This is a genomic window from Microbacterium sp. LEMMJ01 (assembly GCF_002114135.1).
In the GTDB taxonomy this organism is placed as follows: domain Bacteria; phylum Actinomycetota; class Actinomycetes; order Actinomycetales; family Microbacteriaceae; genus Microbacterium.
In genome coordinates, this window is record NZ_NCTV01000015.1 from 152,571 (window position 1) to 170,240 (window position 17,670).

Here is a 17,670-nt window from a genome sequence, read left to right on the forward strand (position 1 = left end):
CGCCGAGACCCCGGGTTCACGTCGAAACCCCCTGTCTCCGGCGTCCGGGACAGGGGGTTTCGGCGCGAAAGCGGGGTCTCGCGGGTCAGTGGAGGGCGTTCTCCTCGATGAAGGCACGGAGAGCGCGCTCGTCGTCGGGCATCTCGGTCACGTGCTGGGGGGCGTCGAGCATGGCGCGCAGCTCGGGGGCGTACGCCAGCTCGACCCCGATGGCCTCGTGGATCGTCTCGGCGAACTTCTCGGGCTTGGCCGTCTCCAGCACCAGCATCGGCACTCCGGGCTCGACATACTCCCGCGCGACCTTCACGCCGTCGGCGGTGTGCGGGTCGATCACCTCGCCGGAGGCCTCGTACACGTCGCGGATGGTCGCGAGCCGGTCCTCATGCGTCGAGGTGCCGCTCACGATGCCGAACTCCTCCGCGAAGCGCGCCTGCTCGGCCGAGAAGTCGAAGAAGCCCTGGGCCTCCAGGTCGTCCCACGCGCCGACCACTCGCGCCGGATCGCGGTCGACGAGCTCGAAGATGAAGCGCTCGAGGTTCGACGCCTTCGAGATGTCCATCGACGGGCTCGAGGTCGCCAGCGTCTGGGCGGCGCTGCGGGGGCGATACACCCCCGTGCGGAAGAACTCGTCGAGCACGTTGTTCTCGTTCGCGGCCAGGACGAGGCGTCGGATCGGCAGTCCCATCTGCTTCGCGAAGAATCCGGAGAGGATGTTGCCGAAGTTCCCCGAGGGGACGGTGAACGACACCTCGGCCCAGCCGCCGGCGTCGGTCGCGCGCAGCCACGCCCAGAAGTAGTAGACCGTCTGCGCGGTGATGCGGGCGAGGTTGATCGAGTTCACAGCGCCCAGGTGCTGAGCGCGCTTGAAGTCGAGGTCGCCGGCGAGCTTCTTCACGAGGTTCTGGCAGTCGTCGAAGACGCCCTCCACCGCGATGTTGTGCACGTTCGCGTCGTCGAGCGAGAACATCTGCGCCCGCTGGAACGCGCTCATCCGGCCCTGCGGCGACAGCATGAACACCGCGACGCGCTCCTTGCCGCGCAGGGCGTGCTCCGCGGCCGAGCCGGTGTCACCAGACGTGGCACCGAGGATGTTGAGGACCGAGCCCTGGCGCTCGAGCGTGTACTCCAGCACCTGCCCGAGGAACTGCATGGCCATGTCCTTGAACGCCAGCGTCGGGCCCTCGGAGAGGCCGACCAGCGTGAGGTCGTCGTCCACGCGACGCAGCGGGACGACGCCGTCCGGGAAGTCCGCGTACGCCGCCGCCGTCATCCGGGCGAGGTCCTCCCGCGGGATGTCGGTCGCGAAGAGGCCGAGCACCTCGGTCGCCAACTGAGGATAGGTCAGGGCCCGCCAGCGCTCGAGCGTCTCGCCGTCGACCTCGGGCATGACGTCGGGGACGGCCAGGCCGCCGTCGGGCGCCAGGCCCTCCAGCAGCGTCTCGCTGAACGACTGCGGCTGCATGCCGCCGCGGGTGGAGATGAACGGCACGTGTGCTCCTCGGCTCGGGACTCGGCGCCTCCATTCTCGCAGGCCGTGACGACCGAAACGGACGCGTGACGACGGTCAGATCCAGCCGCGCTCCTCGGCGACGAGCACGGCCTGCTGACGGGTGCTCACCGAGAGCTTCCCGAGGATGACGGAGATGTGGTTGCGCACCGTCCCCGGCGCCAGCGCGAGCGCCCGCGCGATCTGTCCCGTGGTCTCCCCCCGACGCCCGGCGCGGAGCACATCCAGCTCCCGATCGGTGAGCGGCGACCGCTCGTCGCTCAGCGCATCCGCGGCGATCTCCGGGTCGACGTACCGGGCGCCGGCCGCGACGCGGCGGATGATCGCGGCGAGCTCGTCCGCACCTCGCGACTTGGGCACGAACCCGGAGACGCCGGAGGCGAGCGCCCGCCGGAGCACCCCGGGGCGGGCGTGCCGGGTGACGACGATGCAGCGGGTCGCGATCGTGCGGTTGAGCCTCTCGGCGACCTGCACACCGTCGAGTCCCGGCATCTCCAGATCGAGCAGGCACACGTCGGGTTCGAGCCGGACGGCGGTGGCGACGGCCTCCTCGCCGTCCGCGCACTCCGCGACGACGTCGATGTCGGCCTCGAGGCGCAGCAGGGCGGCGAGCGCGGAGCGGATCATGCCCTCGTCGTCGGCGAGCAGCACCCGGATCATCGAACGATCTCCGCCCGCGCGGGCACGGTGACCGTCACGACGAACTCGTCGGCGTCTCGCCGCTGCTCGAACGTGCCGCCCGCCTCGCCGATCCGTCGGCGGACGCCCTCGAGCCCGGAGCCGCCCGCCCCGTCCTCGGCCGCGGGGTCGGCGTCGTTGGCGACCTCGTACCGCCAGGCGTCCGCCGTCCGGTCGAGGATCAGGCGCGCGTGACCGCCGCGTCCGTGCCGCAGGACGTTCGTGGTCGTCTCCCGGATCACCGGGCCGAGGTCGGCCGCGGGTGCCGCGTCCGCATCCGGGTGGATCCGCGCCTCCACCGTCAGTCCAGCCGCCACGAGCAGGTCTCGGGCGTTCGCCAGCTCGTCGCCGAGGGGCACTGATCGGAACCGCGTGGCGAGGTCTCTGGTGCCCTGCCGCGCGTCGTCGACGCTCGCCCTGGCGGCGCGGAGCTGCTCCATCCCCGCCTGCGGATCGGTGGGCAGCAGGCGCTCCGCCAGTTCGAGCTGCAGGGCGATCACCTGGAGATGATGCCCCTGGAGGTCGTGCACGTCGGTCGCCACGCGCAGGCGCTCCTGCGTCGCCGCCAGTCGCGCCTCCGAGGTACGTGCCCGATCGAGGGCCACGAGCACGTCCCACCACCACAGCGAGCTCACGGTCATCCCGGGCAGCATGACTCCGTAGAGCACCGGCACCCACACCGGGACCTCGGAGCCGAGGGGGGTGGTCGAGTCGAGCAGCGCGAGAGCGACGAGCACGACCGTCGCGGCCACGGCCACGCGCACCCGGACACCGCGGGGCCAGCTCACCAGCACGAAGACCTGCACCACCGGCATCGCGGCGAGCTGCCAACTGCCGACCAGAGTCCCCGCCGCCCCGCCGTAGATCAGGGCGACGACGGTCGGCACGGCCAACCGCACCCAGCCCGCCCCGGGGCCGGCGTCGACGCGATGACGGTAGTCGACCAGCAGCAGGACGGTCGACGCCGCCCAGAGCACCCCGCCGACCCCCACGACGAGCAGCGCGACTCCCGAGCGATCCAGTGCCACGGCGATGCCCAGCCAGGCGACCACCAGCATGAGCTCGATGAAGATCACCCCGCCGACCGTGTACCACCAGGTGGCGGTGATGCCCCGCGCGAGCTGGCGGGCACCGGGACCGGGGTCGGAGAAAGCGGGGGAAGGACTGCTCACGCTCCCCACGATAGAGGCGTGACACATGTCACGGGATCCGGGTGCGAACCGCACGGAGAGCGATGACGCGGCGGCACTGCCGCCTCGGGCCGCCATCGACTGGACTGGGGTCATCGCGACGGAGAGACCGTCTGCACCGACACCCGGAGCTTCCCCCATGAACCTCATCGAGACCTTCCAGAACCTCGTCGCCCAGGTCCCCGACCTCGTCCAGCCCCTCATCGTCGCCCTCGCCGGAGCGGTGCCGTTCGTCGAAGGCGAGGGTGCCGCGAGCATCGGCATCCTCGGCGGCATCCCGCCCGTGGTCGCGGCCATCGCCGCGATGGTCGGCAACTTCCTCTGCGTCGCGATCCTGGTGCTGGCCAGCGCGGGCGCCCGCCGGGCCATCGTGGACCGCTCGCGGGCGAAGCAGCCGGTGACGGTGGGCGGCGGGACGAGCCGGGAGGCCGACGGCGTCCCGGCGGAGACCGGACGCGGCTCCGCCCGCCGCGAGAAGTTCCAGCGCGCGTTCGAGCGCTACGGCGTGCCTGGGGTGAGCCTGCTGGGACCGCTGCTGCTGCCGACGCACTTCACCGCCACCATGCTCGCCGCGTCCGGCATCGGCAAGGGGCGCATCCTCGTGTGGCAGGCCGTCGCGATCATCGGCTGGACGACCGTCATCGCGGTGATCGTGGGGAGCGCCGTCTACGCCATCCGCTGAGCGGAGGCGATGTCGGACGCCCGCGGCAGGATGAGCGCATGATCACTCTGCTGTCGGCCCCCAGCAACCTCGGCCTGCGCCCACCGGAGCCCGGCAGCGTGCCCGGCTCCGCGAAGGCGCCGGAGGCGTTCCGGGAGGCGGGGCTGTTCCGGCGCTTCACCGATCAGGGCGCGAGCGACGGCGGCATCGTGCTCGCCGGACGCTACGTGGACGACGACGCCACGCGGCCCGCCGGCCGGGTGCGGAACGAGGCCGCTTTCGTCGACCACTCCCTCCGCCTGGCTTCGCGCATCGGCGAGGTCCTCGACGAGGGCCGCGCCCCGCTCGTGATCGGGGGCGACTGCGGCATCCTCGTCGGCGCCGGGATCGCCGTGAAGCGCCGTGGAGGCGCGGGCCTCGTGCACATCGACGGGCACACCGACTTCCGCCACCCGGGCAACAGCGACGAGTGCGCGAGCGTGGCCGGCGAAGCGCTGGCGGCAGCCGTCGGCGAGCACTGGCCGGCGATCGCCGACATCGACGGACTCGCGCCGTACTTCTCCCCCGCACGCACGGCCCACATCGGGCATCGCGACGACGACGAGGAGCAGGAGGAGGTCCGCGGCCTCCTCCTGCGCGTCACGCCGGCGGCCGACGTGCTGGCGCGCGGAGCCCACGCGGTCGCCGCTGAGACCGCCGCGTCCGCCGGCGGTCGCTACTGGCTGCAGCTCGACGTCGACGTGCTCGACCCGTCGGTGATGCCCGCCGTCGACAGCCCGGATCCGGGCGGCCTCGATGCCGCGGAGCTCACCGCCCTTTTGCGCGCCCTCGCCCCGCAGGCGATCGGGGCGAGCATCACCGTGTTCGACCCGGACCTCGATCCGGACGGTCGCTACGCCCAGCTCCTGACCGAGGTCCTCGGCGATGGACTGCGCGAGCTGGGCAGCGGAGCGCGCGACTGACGCGCCCCGCCACCCTGCTGCCCGTCAGTCCTCGGTGCCCCGCTCGGCACCCGGATCGGTGTGCATCGAGACGCGCACCCGCGCGATGCGCCGCCGATCGACCTCGGCCACCTGGATGGTCGCGCCCGGCACCTCGACGGTGTCGCCGACCACGGCGAGCCGGCCGAGCTGCTCGGTGACGAATCCCGCGATCGTGTCGGAAGACCCCCGGGGCATCGCGAGCCCCGTCGCCTCCTCGAAGTCCTGCAGGTTGAGGCGCCCGTCCAAGCCGTCGTCAGCGGAGATGAAGACCTCGGCGTCATACTCGTCGAAGATCTCGCCGACGACCTCCTCCACGAGGTCCTCCAGCGTGACGAGACCATCGGTGCCGCCGTACTCGTCCACGACGACCGCGATGTGGTGTCCCTCCGCCCGCATCCGGGTGAGGGTGGGCAACACCCGCGCGGTGGACGGGATGTAGGGGATGTCGCGGACGAGCCCCTGCAGCGGACGCTCCGGATCGTCGGCCGCAGCCTCGAAGAGGTCGCGCACGTGCACGAAGCCGGTGATGTCGTCGATCGACGTCTGGGACACGGGGTACCGGGAGAAGGGCAGCTCGCGGACCTGCTCCATCGCCGCCCCCACGGTCGCCGCTTCGTCGAGCGCCACGACCTCGGGACGCGGGCGCATGACCTCGCTCACCTGACGTCCGCGCAGGGAGAGCACGTCGTCGAGGATGCGGCGCTCGTCGTCGGGCAGGCCCTGGTGGGTCGCCACGATGTCGCGCACCTCCTCGTCGGTGAGCTCGTCGCTCGTCTTGTGCGGGTCGCCGCCGAGCACGCGGACGAGGGCGTTCGTCGAGACCGACAGCAGCCAGATCACCGGGCGCATGACGGTCGCGAAGCCGTTCAGCGCCGGCGCCACGGCGTACGCGAACTGCGCGTTGCGCTGGATCGCGAGCCGCTTCGGCACGAGCTCGCCGAGCACGAGCGACAGGTACGCGATGATCAGCGTCAGCACGATCGTGGCTAGCGTCATCGCAAGCGGAGGCGCGACACCCCAGCCCTCCAGCAGCGGCGCGACGGACGGCGCGATCGAGGTCGCGCCGTAGGCGGCGGACGCGAAGCCCGCCACGGTCACGCCGATCTGCACCGCCGAGAGGAAGGTGTTGGGGTTGCGGGCCAGGGCGGCAACTTTCGCTCCGCGACGGCCGCGAGCGGCGATCGCGTTGAGCTGGCTCTCACGCAGCGTGACCAGGGCCATCTCCGTCGCAGCGAAGACACCGCCGATCAGCACGAAGAGCAGGACGAGGGCGATGTTCCAGAGCAGATCGCCCATCAGCGGGCGACCTCCTCGGTGGCGGGGTGAGCACCCGGGATGAACCGGGTGCTCGTACTGTCAGAGTCCGAAGAGTCAGAACAGCGCTGCGCGCTCAAGAGTGCTCCTTGTCGATGGTGGGGGTGGAATCGGTCGAGGAAGAGACGGCGTTGCGGTGCCGGCGCGTCTTCATCAGGCTCGCGACGGTGGCGACCGCGATGGTCGCGGCGATGAAGAGCAGCGAGAACCAGATCGGGATCTCGGGCGCCCACAGCATCGGCTCACCGCCGTTGATGAACGGCACCTCGTTGACGTGCAGGGCGTGCAGCACGAGCTTCACGCCGATGAACGCGAGGATGACGGCGAGGCCCTGGGCCAGGTACACCAGGCGCTCCAGCAGCCCGCCGATGAGGAAGTACAGCTGCCGAAGCCCCATCAGCGCGAACGCGTTCGCGGTGAAGACGATGTACGCCTGGTCGGTGAGGCCGTAGATGGCGGGGATCGAGTCGACGGCGAAGACGAGGTCGATGAAGCCGATCGCGATGATCGTCAGCAGCATCGGCGTAACGTAGCGCTTGCCCTTCTGGACGACCGTGAGCTTGTCGCCGTTGTACTCCTCGCTGACGGGGAGGTGACGACGGACGAACGTCATGAAGCGGCCGTTCGCGGGGTTGCTCTCGTGGCTGCTGAAGGCCTGGCGGTACGCGAGGAAGAGCAGCAGCGCGCCGAAGACGTAGAAGATCCAGGAGAAGTTCTCGATGAGGGTCGCACCGACGGCGATGAAGATGCCGCGGAGGATCAGCGCGATCACGATGCCGATCATCAGCACCTTCTGCTGATAGATCTTCGGCACCGCGAAGCCCGTCATCACGATGAGGAACACGAAGAGGTTGTCGATCGACAGCGCCTTCTCGGTGAGGTAGCCGGCGAAGTACTCGCCGCCGTAGGTCCAGCCGGACACCATGCCGATGCCCACGCCGAAGAGCAGCGCGAGGCTGATGTAGAAGATCGACCAGCGTGCGGACTCGCCGATGCTCGGCTCGTGCGGCTTGCGGACGTGCGCGAAGAACTCGTACACGAAGAACGCGATGGTGACCGCGATCGTGATGACCCAGATCAAAGGGGTGATTTCCAACGGGTACTCCAGACTCGGGCGTGACGGAACAGCGCCAAAGTCTTCCCCATCCCGAGCGGGACCGGTAGGCCGGGATGCAGACGCATCCGTAATGACGACCCGACCGTGTCGGAGTACTCCCCTTGGATAATCCAGGGTACGAGACGGTGCCCGAGCGATTCTGTGGATCTGCCGAGAACGCCCCTAGACTGGACGCGGCGACCGCCGGGGCGTGACGACCCCCGGCCTCCGGGCAGGCGGTCCCCGCGCGTCCGGCGTACCGACGAGAGGCCGGCTTCTCACCGGCGAAGGTGTGGTGGCACCGCGATCTGGCCCCCGCCCACACCTCCAGGGCTCCCACAACCTGGAGGAGAAATGAGAACACCCGACCCCGCCCGCACTCTCGCCGCGGAGCTCGCCGAGGCCGTCCCCGGCCGCCGTGTCACCCTGCTCGGTCACGTCCATCGCCGGAGGGAACTCGCCACCGTCGCCTTCCTGATCATCCGCGACCGTTCGGGCCTTGCACAGGTCGTGGTCCGTTCCGCCGAGCATCCAGCGGATGGCCTCCCTCCGGAGGAGACAGTGGTCCGCGTGACGGGGACCGTCGCCGCGAACCCGCAGGCCCCCGGCGGCGTCGAGATCGTCGACCCGCAGATCGAGAGCCTGTCGGAGCCGGCCGCACCGCCGGTCGTGGAGCTGTGGCGCCCGACGCTCGAGACGAGCCTGCCGACTCTGCTCGACCACGCGGCGGTGACCTGGCGTCATCCCGCACGCCGCGCGACCTGGCAGATCGCCGCGGCGAGCGTGCGCGCGTTCCGCCGGGTGCTCGACGCCGCGGACTTCACCGAGGTGCAGACCCCGAAGATCGTCGACACCGTGACCGAGTCAGGGGCGAACGTGTTCCCCGTCGACTACTTCGGCAGGACCGGGTACCTCGCGCAGAGCCCCCAGTTCTACAAGCAGCAGCTCGTCGGCGTGTTCGAACGCGTCTACGAGGTGGGGCCGGTCTTCCGAGCCGAGCCCCACGACACCGTGCGGCATCTGTCCGAGTACGTGTCGCTGGACGTCGAGCTCGGGTTCATCCGCGACCACCGCGACGTCCTGCGCCTCCTCGGCGACGTGCTGCGCGGCATGCTCGACGGCATCCGCGCCGACGCCGCGGAAGAGCTCGCGCTGCTCGACGTGACGCTCCCCGTCATCCCCGAGGACATCCCCGTCGTGCACTTCCGCGACGCGCTGCGCCGGGTCGGTGCTCCGGCCGACGAGCCCGACCTCTCCCCGGCGCACGAGCGGGCGCTCGGGGCATGGGCGAAGGAGGAGTTCGGCAGCGACGTGTTGGCCGTCGAGGGCTACCCGATGCGCAAGCGCCCGTTCTACACGCATCCGCAGGCTGACGACGCGGAGGGGAGCAACAGCTTCGACCTCCTGTTCCGCGGCCTGGAGCTCGTGACCGGTGGACAGCGTCTGCATCGGCACAGCGAGGTCGTCGCCGCGATCGAGGCGCGAGGAGAATCGCCCTCGGCGTACGCCGGCTACCTGGAGGCATTCGCGCACGGGATGCCTCCCCACGGCGGCTTCGCCATCGGACTGGAGCGCTGGGTGGGCCGCCTGGTCGAGGCGGCCAACGTCCGCGAGGTGACGCTGTTCCCGCGCGACGTCCATCGCCTCACGCCGTAGCCCCGTGACGCGACGAGGGCGACCGCGGTGTGCCGTCGCCCTCGTTCGTCAGCGGTCGATCACTCCGACATCTCGGCCAGTCCCGACTGCTCGGCCCGATCGATGATGGCTGGGAGCGTCTCATCGAAGAAGGTCACCAGCACGGCACGGGTCTTGACCGCGTCGCGCTCCGACGTCGCCTCGCGGATCGCACCGACGAACACCTCGACGGCGGACCAGTCCACGGCGTCCTTCGCGTGCTGGGTGAACCGACGGATCTGCGGGCCGAGGCGCTCGATGGAGTTGGCACGCGTGGCGTTGCCCTCGATCCGGGCGAAACCCGTCGCCGCGCTGCGGAGCGCCGCGCCGAACGCGATGATGTCCCGCGCCTGCACCGACGCCGCCATGTCGTCGGCCAGCTCGACGAGATAGGCCACATCGTCGTCCTGGATCACCGGCATGACGTGACGGACCGAGCCGATCCAGATGTCGCCGAACAGGTCGACGGCGTTGCGCACCCGTTCCAGATCGATCGGAGCCACGCGGGTATAGCGATTGCGCTGCATCTCGACGAGGCCGTTGTCGGCCAGGCGGTCGAGGGCATGACGGATCGGCGTCTTCGAGGTGCCGAGGCGTTCGGCGAGCTCGTAGTCGCGCAGGCGCTCGCCGGGCTGGAGCTCGCCGCTGATGATGGCATCCTGCAGGCGCACGAAAGCCTCGTCGCTCATCGACCGGCGTTCGAGGGGGCCGCCAGAGAGTGTCACACTGCCTCCAGTGGGGGTCATGGAGAGTGAAGTTCTACGTCTCAAGCAATATATCTCAAATGCGCTGGCGGCCCGCCCCGGACGTCAGGCGGAGGGCGTGACGCGCACGAGCATCTTCCCCGTGTTGGCTCCGCGCATCATGTCGAGGAACGCGTCGACCGTGTTCTCGATCCCGTCGACGATGGTCTCGTCGTAGGCGATCCGCCCTTCCGCGAACCAGCGGGTCATCTTCTCGCTGAACTCCGGCGACAGGGGTAGGTACGCGGCCAGCGTGAAGCCCTGGAGACGGAGCCCGCGCGTGATGATGTTCGCCATGTTGTCGGGCCCGGGCACGCGCTCGGTGGTGTTGTAGCTCGTGATGGCGCCGCACAGCGCGATCCGGCCACCGTCGTTCATCACGTCGAGCGCGGCTTCGAGGTGGTCGCCGCCGACGTTGTCGAAGAACACGTCCACGCCCTCGGGCGCGAGGGCGGCGAGTTGCTCGCGCACCGGGCCGTCCTTGTAGTTGAACGCCGCGTCGTAGCCGTACTTCTCGGTCAGCAGGGCGACCTTCTCGGGTGAGCCCGCCGAGCCGATCACGCGGCCCGCGCCGAGGAGCTTGGCGATCTGACCGACAGCCGTGCCGACGGCACCGGCGGCGCCGGAGACGAAGACGGTGTCGCCCGGGGCGAGTCCGGCGATCGCGGTGAGGCCGACGTACGCGGTGAGGCCGGTCATGCCGAGGATGTGCAGGCGCAGCGACAGCGGCATGCCGGGCACCTCGGGCACGGCCCGGAAGGTCGACGCGTCCGCCTGCACGACATCGCTCCAGCCGTGCTGGTGCAGCACGACGGTGCCGATGGGGAGGTCGTCCGCCGCAGAGGCGACGACCCGGCCGATGGCGCCACCCGCGATGACCTCGTCGAGGGCGTAGGGGGCAACATAGCTGCGGACGTCGTTCATCCGCCCGCGCATGTAGGGGTCGACGGAGACGAACTCGTTCGCCACGCGCACCTCCCCCGGCGCCGGATCGCTCAGCTCGACCTCGACGGTGCGGAAGTCGTCGTGGGTCGGCCACCCCTCGGGGCGGCGGGCGAGCTGGATCTGGGTGCTGATGGCGTGGGACATTACTCTCCTTCGTGAGGATCTGGGGGGGGCTGCGGCCGGACTCAGACGAGGAGGCCGATGGCCAGCGCGATGACGCCGAGCGCCGGGATGACGCCCTGCTTCAGGGCGGCGGACGCCTTGTCAGGGCTCGACAGCAGCAGCACGAGGCTCGCGGCGACCATCGATCCGGCGCCGGTGAAGACGAGGGTCGCGCCGACGGCCGTCGCTCCCGTGGCGAAGAGGACGATGCCGAGGAGGACGGCGATCGCGAGGAACAGGTTGTAGAAGCCCTGGTTGAAGGCGAGCTCCTTCTGGCGTGCGGCCTCCTCCGCCGTGCCGGTGCCGAACGTGCGGCGAGCGCGCGCGCTGGTCCAGGCGAACGACTCGAGCCAGAAGATGTAGACGTGCACGAGCGCGGCGATGCCTGCGAGCACGAGTCCGGCGATGACCATGGCAGTCCCCCTTCGACGCGGCGAGGCCGCGCATTCTGTATCGGTCGTTCCAATATATACTGGATCGAGCGATTCACAAAAGGGCAGGAGCAGGGCGGATGGGGCGCACACAGACCTTCGACACCGCGGAAGCGGTCCGCGCGGCACGCGGCGTGTTCTGGGAGCGCGGCTTCGAGAGCGCGCCGCTGCCCGAGCTCGAGCGCGCGACCGGTCTCAGCCGCTCGAGCATCTATCACGCCTTCGGTTCCAAACGCGGACTCTTCGACGCCGCCGTCGAGAGCTACCTGGACGAGGTCATCCGCCCGCGCCTCGCCCCGTTGACGGGTGAGACCGTGGCGCCGGAGGCCCTGGAGACCTATCTCGGCGGACTACGCGCGGCCCTGCTGACGACGGGCAGCCTCCCGGCGACGAGCGGCTGCCTGCTGGTCAACACCGCTGCCGCCCCCATCGGCACCGACGACGCGGTCGCCCGGGTCGTGGCGTCCTATCGCGCGGAGCTCCGCGCGGCGTTCGCCCGCGGCATCCGGGCTGCTCTCCCCGCGCTCACGGGAACGGAGATCGAGACCCTGGCCGACGCCTGCACGGGGCTCGTGGTCTCCGCCTTCGCCCTCGTGCGCGTGGCTCCCGACGCGGCGGCGAGCGCGATCGATGCGGCGCTCGCCCTCCTCGCCGACCGGCGACGCCGCGGCTGAGGCCGCACCGAGACGACGAACGCCCGGGAGGGCGATCCCTCCCGGGCGTTCGAGGCCGACATCAGGGGACGATGACGGCGCGTCCGCGGATGCTGTTCGACGCGAGGTCTTCGTACGCCTTCGGGCCGTCGTCGAGCGTGTAGCTCTCGGTCTGGACGTGGATCTTGCCGGCGCGGGCGAGGTCCAGCACCTCGATCAGCTCGGCGCGCGAACCCCAGTAGGGGATGCGCACGGCCGCGTCGTAGGCGATCGAGCCGAAGCCGAGCGTCATGCTGCCTCCGCCGATGCCCACGATCGTGATGTCGGCCTCGAGCGCGGCCACGCTCTGCGCCAGGGCGATCGTCGGGTTCGCGCCGACGAAGTCGAACACGGCGTTCGCGCCGAGACCGCCGGTGAGCTCGCGGATCTTCTCGGCCGCCGACGCGTCGCTGATCAGCACGTGATCCGCGCCGACCTCGGTGGCGAGCTTCAGCTTCTCGTCGTTCACGTCCAGCGCGATGACCGTGGCACCCGAGATGGCCTTGAGGATCTGGATGCCGACGTGGCCGAGCCCGCCGGTGCCGATCACGACCGCGACCGTGCCGGCGCCGAGCTTCGGAAGCGAGTTCTTGATCGCGTGGTACGGGGTGAGGCCCGCGTCGGTCAGCGAGACGTTCTGCACGGGGTCGAGATCCCCGAGCGGCACGAGGTGGCGCGCGTCGTCGACGATCATGTACTCGGCCATCGACCCCTGGCTGCCCAGGCCCGGAGGACGGATGCCCTCGGCGGCGGCGTTCGTGCAGTAGTTCTCCTTGCCCATCGAGCAGTTGTGGCAGCGGCCACAGCCCCAGGGCCCGTAGACGGCCACGGCATCTCCGACCTTGAGCGTCGAGTCGACGCCCTCGCCGATCTCGTGCACGACGCCGGCGCCTTCATGCCCGAGCGTCAACGGCAGCGGGTAGCCCTGCTCGTGGTAGTCCTTCTCGGAGAGTCCCATGACGTAGTCGTCGGAGTGGCAGACACCACCCGCGGTGATCTTGAGCAGGACCTGTCCGGGGCCGGGCTTCGGAATCGGGATGTCGACCACCACCGGGGGCTTGCCGATCTCGACGTAGCGGAGAGCTTTCATGAGCATCTTCTTCCTGGCGTTCGAGAGGTCTGCCGCGCGGTGCGGAGGCGGGGGCTCTCGAAACCGTCCCCTCCAGTATCCGCCCGATCGGGACCTTCCTCGTCGTCCGCCGGCCGGGCAGACGCAGGCGGACCCGGCAGCTTCTCAGCTCCTGGATCTGCTTCTCGGCTTGGTGATCGTCGCGATGCACATCGAGCGCCTGCCCGGAGTCTCCGCCACGATCTTCCTCGAAGCCTTCGGCCCGAACGAGGTCGTCGGCGCGGCGCTCGGCTACATCATCCTCACCGGCGTCATGAGGGGGATGTTCTCCAACGAAGCCGGACTGGGGTCGGCTCCCAACGCAGGAGCGAGCGCGGCGGTGACGCACCCGGTCGAGCGGCTCCGGGTGATCTCTCCGTACTCCTGGGCCGGTGCGGGACGCGTCAGTCCCGCACCGCTGACCGGCGCCGCCGCAGAACGTCCCCGAGGCGGCGCCACCACGACCGCGTCGTCGACGGTCGCGCCGCATCCAGGGCCCGGCCATCCGCCTCCCGGTTGCGGCGCACCTCGGACGAGGTGAAGCGGCCCGCCCACCGGATGCGCCCTCGATCGATGAGGTAATGGGAACCACACGGCAGCCCCCAGTTGCCGATCGACGGTCGCAACGACACCGTCCCGTCGAAGGTGAGCACCCACTGTGCCGGAGACAACGGGGCGATCACTTCACGGCCACATCCGCAGGCGCAGGCGTGCGCCGTGGTGGAGAACATCGTCGACACGTACAGCACACCCGGCTCTAGATCGGACGGGAACGAGGCCACGAACTCCGGGACGATCCGGTCCACTCTCATGCGGCCTCCTCGGACGGCGCCGCATCCGCACTCGTCGCGCCGTCCGCGCCGATATCCGTGTCGATGTCCGTGCCAACACGGATGTCGCCCGTGAAGATCTTATAGATGGACTCCGTCGTCGCACCGGCGCTGGCATAGTAGCCGAGGTGCTTCTTCCACTCCAGGACCGCGAGCGTCGCGTTCAGCGCGTTGAGGTCCGCGACCTGGATGTTGCGGTCGTACTCGTTGATACCGCCCGCGGAGGACGCCGCTGGCGAAACCGGAAGGCCCGGGAAGTGGTTCACCACGGTGAGCAGGCCGGACAACTGTCCACCCTCGTCCTGAATCCCCATCCCCACCTCGATCACCGGCACACCCCGTTCGCGCAGCCAGGCCAGGATCTGCGGCTTGTCGTCCGCGTCCGCCGCAGCCATGAACACGAACGTGAACCCGGTAAGGACATCGAGCGTCTCGGCGGTGACGAACGTGGGGTGGGCGGTGATGCCCGTGTGCATGTGCGCATACCGGCCCGCGAAGTAGTCGGCCTTGTTCGGTCGCTGGGCGAGCTCCTCGAGAGAGGCCGCCCCGGGTGCCCGAAACGCATTGTGGTTGTCGAACACGTCCCCGTCGAACAGGTCGATGCTGTCAACCCACGTCTTCGCCACCTGGTCGAGGATGTAGCTGCCCGTCCCGCCGAGGCCGATGATCGCGACCTTCTGTCCCCGGAACCGCGCGTTCATGTCAGCCAGCCCCACCCGCGCCGTCCCGGTGTCGCGATACACGAAGGGCAGGTCATCCGGGACCTCGGACCACCCCGCCCCCGGGGTCGCCGTCACCGTCGGATCGAGCGCGCGCGCCGGGTGGCTCAGCACCCGCGCATACGACCTGACCTTCTCGTACATGGTGTCGAAGGCCTCGATCCGTCGCGGCTTGCTCGAGATCATGAAGTACGCCGTGAGATGCGCCGTCACCGCGTGCGGCGACGGCGTCGCCCCCTCGATCGGCTTCCCATTCTCGTCGCACGGCTGCTCCCCGATGAACCAGATCACGTGACTGCCGGTCGCGTCCTGCACGATGTCGTCCCCGCTGAACGTGACCGGAAGGGCGAGCCGTCCGTACGCCACCTCCCCTGCGGGGGTGACGTACGGGATGTGCTCGACGAGGAGATGGTTGCTGTCCACGGTGAGGCAATAGTCCTCCTCGAGCAGCCGGCGGATCGAGGGATCAGCTGCGAACGGTGACGTAGACATCGAACACCATGCCCTTCTTCACACGGACGGTCTTGCCCGGCTGCAGCGCGCCCGCCCCACCACCGTTGTGTCCCCGCGAGTACTCGATACGCACGACGTCGCCGTCGTTGAGCGGGTCGTTCGGGAACGCGAGCGCGTACACCTGCTCGTACGAGATCTCCTTCTCACTCCACGCGAACTCGCGGGTGTTCACGAAAATCGTGACCGCTGGCTTGCCGCGCTGAACGCCCTCTTCCGAGATCGTGTCCATGACTTCTCCTCCGACGCTGATAGTCGCCGCACCAGACGCGCCGGATTTAGTGCGGTGCTCGAAGTTTCGAGCAGTAGTAGAATAGCACACATGATCGACATGTCGAGCAGTGCGAAAGAGGCGGAGCAGGGATGACCGAAGAGCTACGCGTTGACGTGAGGTCGCTGCATGCGGCGTTGGATAGGACACGGGAGAGCAGGGGTCTTTCCTGGCGGCAGCTCGCGAAAGAGATCGGCGTGAGCGCGTCGACGATCTCCCGGATGGCGAATAACTTGAAACCGGATGTCACGGCCTTCGCGGCGATGACCACCTGGCTGCGCATGCCGGCCGAGGATTTCTACATCGGCGGTGCCGTCCGGTCAGACGTCGATGAGCCGGATCTCGTCGCCACGCTCGCGCCGCTCCTGCGCGCCCGCAAAGACCTCACCGGCAAGGATGTGGAGTACCTCGAGGAAGTCATCGGCGCCGCGGCGCGACGCTTCCAGGCTGAAAGCGCGTCACGGGGCGAGTAGTGGAGCGGTGGACCCAGAAATCGATGCGAGAGGTCGCCGCCGAGGAGCGGAAGAACCTCGGCCTCACGCCGACGGAACGCTTCGACCCCTATCTCCTCGCCGACGAACACGGCATCTCCGTCTATCCGCTGTCGGAGCTGCACGCGTGGGCGCTCAGCGAGGCGGCGCTGAGCCACTTCCTCGCCGATACGACGGGACGGTGGTCGGCGGCACTGGTGCCGTTGGGCACGAGCCGCATCATCCTCGACAACGACGGCCACGCGGAGGTCCGCCGGCGGGCGAGCATCGCGCACGAGCTCGGACATCATCTTCTGGAGCACGCCTTCGACGCGTCCCTCATCGGGGCGAACCATGAACGGGTCTTCGACACGATGAAAGAGAAGCAGGCCACGTTCATGGCCGGGGAACTCCTCGTCCCCGACATCGCCGCACGCAAGGCCGCGTTCGCGGGGTGGAGCAACCAGCAGGTGGCATTCGCGTTCGGAGTGAGCGAGCAGTTCGCGCAGATGCAGATGAGGGGAGCCCGGGTCATCGCACAGCGCTGGACGCGGAAGAACGACCCCGGACCTCGGCAGTAGCGCGGGAAGCGAGCACCGGCGCCGGCGCACCCGTCGCGGCTCCCCCGGAGGCGGGCACAGCGCTCCCCCGGCGGCGGTTGGCACCTAGGGCCACGGCGAGCACGACGACGGTGAGCAGCGGCAGCAGGATTCCCACCCCGGCACCTGCGAGGAACAACCCTGGATTGTTGTCGGTGATCGGGAGAAACTTGCGACCGACGGTCCGACCCTTGAACTGCTTCACGCCGCGGAAGAAGCGATAGAGCGCGCCGACCACCTCGTGATCGTGGGCTACCGCTTCGCGGACACGCACGTCAACCACGCCATCCGCAACTGGATGCTCCGGTCGGAGCAGCGGATTGTCGGGGTCATCGAGCCGACCTGGTCCTATGCGGGATCTGGGTCATTCTTTGGCCAGTTGGTCAGCGAGTACGGCGGCTCGTGGCGGGACAATCTCACCGATCGCCCCCAGCGGGTCTTCGGGTATCAGGGCGGCGCGAAAGCCCAGCTGCCCCATGCGCTTTCAACCGAGCCACTCGCGGCGGACACCATAGTTTTAGCGGACCTCAGTGCGACAGTCGCGGACAACGGCGAAATACTCGTCGAGATCGCCCATGCCGGGCCGCAACTGTCTCACGTGGGATTCCGATCCAACACGGGACGAGTGACGCCGGAGTTCGAAGGCAGCGACTTGTCCCGCGTGACGACCTACGACGGCGTGCCATCAAGAGTGAACTCATGGCCAGCCGGCGACAAGATCACGCTCCGGATCTGGCCGACCCAACGGAACGAGACACTCACGCTCGAGGTCGAGGGCCATACGTTGACCTCTGAGCTCCAGACGAAGGTAGACGTTCCGATGCGAGGCCCACGCGGAAATGACTTGACCGCGCACCCTTCCATACGCCGCCTCCCGTTCAGATGTCATCTTCGGAGCGAAGTAGTCACACGTCCTCATCAGTGACCTGCGTCACTTCAAGGGCGATGGTGTCGCGAGGGAACAGATAGTCGGCGCCACCGTTCTTATCGGCGTGGTCGAGCGTGACGCCCAGCATTTTCTCGACGGCCTTCTTCGCGCGGCGCTCGTTCGGTCTCTCCTGGTTCACAGGTCCATGCAATCGCACCG

At 69.3% G+C, this 17,670-nt stretch carries 19 protein-coding genes and 1 pseudogene; 7 read left to right on the top strand and 13 right to left on the bottom strand.

Annotated features, from left to right (window positions below):
• Positions 1-85 precede the first annotated feature (85 nt).
• The 3 genes from thrC to B7W94_RS01790 all read right to left on the bottom strand — a co-directional run bounded on the left by thrC (position 86) and on the right by B7W94_RS01790 (position 3,357).
• The gene (thrC, locus tag B7W94_RS01780) at positions 86-1,489 is read right to left on the bottom strand and encodes a threonine synthase (protein WP_085603909.1); all 1,404 of its coding nucleotides are present in this window, start codon (positions 1,487-1,489) and stop codon (positions 86-88) included.
• A 75-nt stretch (positions 1,490-1,564) separates the two neighbouring features.
• Positions 1,565-2,167: a response regulator transcription factor gene (locus B7W94_RS01785; protein WP_085603912.1), complete on the bottom strand. Its 603-nt coding sequence runs from the start codon at positions 2,165-2,167 to the stop codon at positions 1,565-1,567.
• Positions 2,164-3,357 (bottom strand): sensor histidine kinase, encoded by a 1,194-nt coding sequence (locus B7W94_RS01790; protein WP_253247354.1) that lies wholly within the window; start codon positions 3,355-3,357, stop codon positions 2,164-2,166. Before B7W94_RS01790 ends, B7W94_RS01785 begins: the two co-directional genes overlap by 4 nt.
• A gap of 157 nt (positions 3,358-3,514) precedes the next feature.
• On the opposite strand from B7W94_RS01790, the gene B7W94_RS01795 reads away from it, so the two are divergent.
• Together B7W94_RS01795 and B7W94_RS01800 are read left to right on the top strand one after the other, a co-directional pair.
• A complete protein-coding gene (locus B7W94_RS01795; protein ID WP_085603915.1) occupies positions 3,515-4,057 on the top strand; it encodes a small multidrug efflux protein in 543 nt (180 codons plus the stop codon).
• A 38-nt stretch (positions 4,058-4,095) separates the two neighbouring features.
• The gene (locus B7W94_RS01800; RefSeq protein ID WP_085603918.1) at positions 4,096-4,998 is read left to right on the top strand and encodes an arginase family protein; all 903 of its coding nucleotides are present in this window, start codon (positions 4,096-4,098) and stop codon (positions 4,996-4,998) included.
• A 24-nt stretch (positions 4,999-5,022) separates the two neighbouring features.
• On the opposite strand, the gene B7W94_RS01805 is transcribed toward B7W94_RS01800, so the two are convergent.
• Positions 5,023-6,315 carry a hemolysin family protein gene (locus B7W94_RS01805; RefSeq protein ID WP_029989632.1) on the bottom strand — a complete coding sequence of 431 codons (1,293 nt, stop codon included), beginning with the start codon at positions 6,313-6,315 and terminating at the stop codon, positions 5,023-5,025.
• 94 nt (positions 6,316-6,409) lie between these two features.
• Complete coding sequence (locus B7W94_RS01810) at positions 6,410-7,429, bottom strand: TerC family protein (RefSeq protein ID WP_025104510.1); 1,020 nt, start codon at positions 7,427-7,429, stop codon at positions 6,410-6,412.
• A 354-nt stretch (positions 7,430-7,783) separates the two neighbouring features.
• Between B7W94_RS01810 and aspS the strand changes: the two genes are divergently transcribed.
• Positions 7,784-9,085: an aspartate--tRNA(Asn) ligase gene (gene aspS / locus B7W94_RS01815; RefSeq protein WP_025104511.1), complete on the top strand. Its 1,302-nt coding sequence runs from the start codon at positions 7,784-7,786 to the stop codon at positions 9,083-9,085.
• 59 nt (positions 9,086-9,144) lie between these two features.
• Here aspS and B7W94_RS01820 read toward each other — a convergent pair whose 3' ends face one another.
• The 3 genes from B7W94_RS01820 to B7W94_RS01830 all read right to left on the bottom strand — a co-directional run bounded on the left by B7W94_RS01820 (position 9,145) and on the right by B7W94_RS01830 (position 11,366).
• The gene (locus tag B7W94_RS01820) at positions 9,145-9,792 is read right to left on the bottom strand and encodes a GntR family transcriptional regulator (RefSeq protein WP_025104512.1); all 648 of its coding nucleotides are present in this window, start codon (positions 9,790-9,792) and stop codon (positions 9,145-9,147) included.
• A gap of 120 nt (positions 9,793-9,912) precedes the next feature.
• Positions 9,913-10,935 carry an NADP-dependent oxidoreductase gene (locus B7W94_RS01825; RefSeq protein WP_025104513.1) on the bottom strand — a complete coding sequence of 341 codons (1,023 nt, stop codon included), beginning with the start codon at positions 10,933-10,935 and terminating at the stop codon, positions 9,913-9,915.
• Positions 10,936-10,976: 41 nt separating this feature from the next.
• Positions 10,977-11,366 carry a DUF1304 domain-containing protein gene (locus tag B7W94_RS01830; protein ID WP_025104514.1) on the bottom strand — a complete coding sequence of 130 codons (390 nt, stop codon included), beginning with the start codon at positions 11,364-11,366 and terminating at the stop codon, positions 10,977-10,979.
• Positions 11,367-11,464: 98 nt separating this feature from the next.
• On the opposite strand from B7W94_RS01830, the gene B7W94_RS01835 reads away from it, so the two are divergent.
• Positions 11,465-12,058, top strand: coding sequence for a TetR/AcrR family transcriptional regulator (locus tag B7W94_RS01835; RefSeq protein WP_025104515.1), 594 nt, complete (start codon positions 11,465-11,467; stop codon positions 12,056-12,058).
• 61 nt (positions 12,059-12,119) lie between these two features.
• On the opposite strand, the gene B7W94_RS01840 is transcribed toward B7W94_RS01835, so the two are convergent.
• Complete coding sequence (locus B7W94_RS01840) at positions 12,120-13,166, bottom strand: NAD(P)-dependent alcohol dehydrogenase (RefSeq protein WP_025104516.1); 1,047 nt, start codon at positions 13,164-13,166, stop codon at positions 12,120-12,122.
• A gap of 169 nt (positions 13,167-13,335) precedes the next feature.
• Here B7W94_RS01840 and B7W94_RS18310 point away from each other — a divergent pair, with 169 nt between their 5' ends.
• Positions 13,336-13,725, top strand: coding sequence for an alanine:cation symporter family protein (locus B7W94_RS18310; RefSeq protein WP_029989634.1), 390 nt, complete (start codon positions 13,336-13,338; stop codon positions 13,723-13,725).
• A gap of 19 nt (positions 13,726-13,744) precedes the next feature.
• Here B7W94_RS18310 and B7W94_RS18530 read toward each other — a convergent pair.
• The 3 genes and pseudogenes from B7W94_RS18530 to B7W94_RS01860 all read right to left on the bottom strand — a co-directional run.
• A pseudogene (locus tag B7W94_RS18530) lies at positions 13,745-13,996 on the bottom strand (DUF6527 family protein); the annotation flags it as partial.
• Positions 13,993-15,225 carry a ThiF family adenylyltransferase gene (locus tag B7W94_RS01855; RefSeq protein WP_025104518.1) on the bottom strand — a complete coding sequence of 411 codons (1,233 nt, stop codon included), beginning with the start codon at positions 15,223-15,225 and terminating at the stop codon, positions 13,993-13,995. The pseudogene B7W94_RS18530 and the gene B7W94_RS01855, both read right to left, overlap by 4 nt.
• Positions 15,200-15,475, bottom strand: a complete 276-nt coding sequence (locus tag B7W94_RS01860; RefSeq protein ID WP_025104519.1) for a multiubiquitin domain-containing protein — start codon at positions 15,473-15,475, stop codon at positions 15,200-15,202. Before B7W94_RS01860 ends, B7W94_RS01855 begins: the two co-directional genes overlap by 26 nt.
• A 131-nt stretch (positions 15,476-15,606) precedes the next feature.
• Here B7W94_RS01860 and B7W94_RS01865 point away from each other — a divergent pair, with 131 nt between their 5' ends.
• Together B7W94_RS01865 and B7W94_RS01870 are read left to right on the top strand one after the other, a co-directional pair.
• Positions 15,607-15,987: a helix-turn-helix domain-containing protein gene (locus tag B7W94_RS01865; protein ID WP_025104520.1), complete on the top strand. Its 381-nt coding sequence runs from the start codon at positions 15,607-15,609 to the stop codon at positions 15,985-15,987.
• A gap of 23 nt (positions 15,988-16,010) precedes the next feature.
• Positions 16,011-16,565, top strand: a complete 555-nt coding sequence (locus B7W94_RS01870) for an ImmA/IrrE family metallo-endopeptidase (protein WP_036292947.1) — start codon at positions 16,011-16,013, stop codon at positions 16,563-16,565.
• A 923-nt stretch (positions 16,566-17,488) separates the two neighbouring features.
• On the opposite strand, the gene B7W94_RS18025 is transcribed toward B7W94_RS01870, so the two are convergent.
• Positions 17,489-17,650 (bottom strand): hypothetical protein, encoded by a 162-nt coding sequence (locus tag B7W94_RS18025; RefSeq protein ID WP_157544435.1) that lies wholly within the window; start codon positions 17,648-17,650, stop codon positions 17,489-17,491.
• Between the last annotated feature and the right edge of the window lie 20 nt (positions 17,651-17,670).

Bases quoted from the DNA above. Each gene is read 5' to 3' on its own strand.
- B7W94_RS01870 (WP_036292947.1), top strand. From the start codon at position 16,011: ATGCGAGAGGTCGCCGCCGAGGAGCGGAAGAACCTCGGCCTCACGCCG.
- B7W94_RS01820 (WP_025104512.1), bottom strand. From the start codon at position 9,792: ATGAGCGACGAGGCTTTCGTGCGCCTGCAGGATGCCATCATCAGCGGC.
- B7W94_RS01840 (WP_025104516.1), bottom strand. From the start codon at position 13,166: ATGAAAGCTCTCCGCTACGTCGAGATCGGCAAGCCCCCGGTGGTGGTC.
- B7W94_RS01795 (WP_085603915.1), top strand. From the start codon at position 3,515: ATGAACCTCATCGAGACCTTCCAGAACCTCGTCGCCCAGGTCCCCGAC.
- B7W94_RS01785 (WP_085603912.1), bottom strand. From the start codon at position 2,167: ATGATCCGGGTGCTGCTCGCCGACGACGAGGGCATGATCCGCTCCGCG.
- aspS (WP_025104511.1), top strand. From the start codon at position 7,784: ATGAGAACACCCGACCCCGCCCGCACTCTCGCCGCGGAGCTCGCCGAG.
- B7W94_RS01860 (WP_025104519.1), bottom strand. From the start codon at position 15,475: ATGGACACGATCTCGGAAGAGGGCGTTCAGCGCGGCAAGCCAGCGGTC.
- B7W94_RS01825 (WP_025104513.1), bottom strand. From the start codon at position 10,935: ATGTCCCACGCCATCAGCACCCAGATCCAGCTCGCCCGCCGCCCCGAG.
- B7W94_RS01865 (WP_025104520.1), top strand. From the start codon at position 15,607: ATGACCGAAGAGCTACGCGTTGACGTGAGGTCGCTGCATGCGGCGTTG.
- B7W94_RS01855 (WP_025104518.1), bottom strand. From the start codon at position 15,225: ATGTCTACGTCACCGTTCGCAGCTGATCCCTCGATCCGCCGGCTGCTC.
- B7W94_RS01805 (WP_029989632.1), bottom strand. From the start codon at position 6,315: ATGGGCGATCTGCTCTGGAACATCGCCCTCGTCCTGCTCTTCGTGCTG.
- B7W94_RS01835 (WP_025104515.1), top strand. From the start codon at position 11,465: ATGGGGCGCACACAGACCTTCGACACCGCGGAAGCGGTCCGCGCGGCA.
- B7W94_RS01800 (WP_085603918.1), top strand. From the start codon at position 4,096: ATGATCACTCTGCTGTCGGCCCCCAGCAACCTCGGCCTGCGCCCACCG.
- B7W94_RS01830 (WP_025104514.1), bottom strand. From the start codon at position 11,366: ATGGTCATCGCCGGACTCGTGCTCGCAGGCATCGCCGCGCTCGTGCAC.